The sequence below is a fragment of the Halorubrum sp. CBA1125 genome, from assembly GCF_009742825.1.
In the GTDB taxonomy this organism is placed as follows: domain Archaea; phylum Halobacteriota; class Halobacteria; order Halobacteriales; family Haloferacaceae; genus Halorubrum.
This window is the reverse complement of record NZ_WPCE01000340.1, coordinates 1-1682: the sequence shown is the minus strand read 5'-3', so window position 1 is coordinate 1682 and position 1682 is coordinate 1. Positions and strand designations below refer to the sequence as shown.

Annotated in this window: 2 protein-coding genes and 1 pseudogene; 2 read left to right on the top strand and 1 reads right to left on the bottom strand. The window is 70.2% G+C overall.

The genetic code is table 11. The features are described from left to right. Positions 1–299 (bottom strand): annotated as a pseudogene (locus GJ633_RS16480) (ATP-dependent protease LonB); the annotation flags it as partial. Positions 300–469: 170 nt separating this feature from the next. On the opposite strand from GJ633_RS16480, the gene GJ633_RS16475 reads away from it, so the two are divergent. Together GJ633_RS16475 and GJ633_RS16470 are read left to right on the top strand one after the other, a co-directional pair. Continuing rightward, positions 470–988, top strand: coding sequence for a nicotinamide-nucleotide adenylyltransferase (locus tag GJ633_RS16475; protein WP_156589629.1), 519 nt, complete (start codon positions 470–472; stop codon positions 986–988). 25 nt (positions 989–1013) lie between these two features. After that, on the top strand, positions 1014–1682 hold a 669-nt coding region (locus GJ633_RS16470; protein WP_156589628.1), incomplete at its 3' end, for an S-adenosyl-l-methionine hydroxide adenosyltransferase family protein.

Sequence of the window (1682 nt, the reverse complement as noted above, 5' to 3'; positions counted from 1 at the left end):
CCGTCGCCGTCCCCGGGCTCGTCGGGCTCCTCGGTCGAGTCGTTATCCGCCGCGTCGCCCGCAGACGTGTCGCCGTCGGCGGGGGCTCTCTCGGCCGCGTCGCCGTCGGCGGGGGCTCTCTCGGCCGCGTCGCCGTCGGACGAGGGCTCACGGTCCGGCGTCGTGGCGTCCCCGCCACCCGTCTCGCCGTCGTCGGTGGGTGGCTCGTCGGCCCCCGACGGTTCCGCCCCGGACCCGCCGTCGTCCGGTTCCGCGGCGTCGTCGGGCGTCGGGTCGTTCGTGTCCTTTTCGTTGCTCATAGAATCGGATGTCGTTACATGAGACGAAGAGATGGCTACTGATATACTTTCTCCCCGTGGCGGAGTATCCCAATAGGTTAGAAAGCGCAGAGAGAGGCCTCGTACGCCGTGATTTACGCTCCACGGTGGTCTCGGGGGATTTTATAAACGATCCCGCGTTACGTGGGCGCATGCGGGGGTTCTACATCGGGCGGTACCAGCCGTTCCACGACGGCCACCGACACATGGTCGAGGAGACCGCCGAGGAGGTCGACGAACTCGTCTTGGGAATCGGTTCGGCCGGCGACTCACACACCACCCGAAACCCCTTCACCGCCGGCGAGCGCGTGATGATGGTGACCAAGGCCGTCGAGAACCTCGACGTCACCACGTACGTCGTCCCGATCGAGGACCTCGAACGCAACTCGGTGTGGGTGAGCCACGTCCAGAGCATGACCCCGCGGTTCGACGTCGCGTACTCGAACAACCCGCTCGTCGTCCGGCTGTTCGAGGAGGCCGGCGTCGAGGTGCGTCAGTCGCCGATGTTCCGGCGGGACGTCCTGGAGGGCACGGAGCTGCGCGAACGGATGATCCACGGCCGGAACTGGCAGGACCTCGTCCCGGACGCGGTCGTCGACGTCATCAGGGAGATCGACGGCGTCAACCGCATCCGCCGGATCGCCGAGACCGACACCAACGGGGACGACTGACCCCGAACCCGCCGCACGACCGACGATGATCACGCTCGCCTCCGACTTCGGATCCCCGTACCCGGCCTCGATGAAAGGCGTCGTCCGTCGAGAGACCGACGCCGAGATCATCGACCTGACTCACGACCTCCCTCGCGGGGACCCCCGGGCGGCCGCCTTCTGGCTCCGCTTCCTGGTGCCCGAGTTCCCGCCCGCCGTCCACTGCGCGGTCGTCGACCCCGGCGTCGGCACCGATCGCGCCGCGATCGCGGTCCAGGCCGGGTCACACGTCCTCGTCGCCCCCGACAACGGCCTCGCGATCCCGCCCGCGCGTGCGCTGACGGCCGCCGACGGAGTCGAAGCAGACGGCAGCACCGGAGCCGACGATAGATCGACCCCGCAGGCGTACCGGATCGCCGTCGACGACCCGGCGAGCGCGACGTTCCACGGACGAGACGTGTTCGCGCCCGCGGCGGCGACGATCCGCGAGGCGCTCGGCCGCGTCGACGCCCTCGGCGACCCCGCGGCCACCGCGGACGTCCTCGGCTCGCTTCCGTCGCTGACGCGGACCGACGCGGTCGTCGAGCTGACGCTCCCCGAGCCGGACGTCGAGCGGACCGGCACGGCGGCGGCCGACGACGGTGACGCCGAGGCCACCGGCGACGTCACCGCCGTCGACGGGACGGTGCTCGTCGTCGACGACTTCGGGAACGCG

Bases quoted from the DNA above. Each gene is read 5' to 3' on its own strand.
- GJ633_RS16475 (WP_156589629.1), top strand. From the start codon at position 470: ATGCGGGGGTTCTACATCGGGCGGTACCAGCCGTTCCACGACGGCCAC.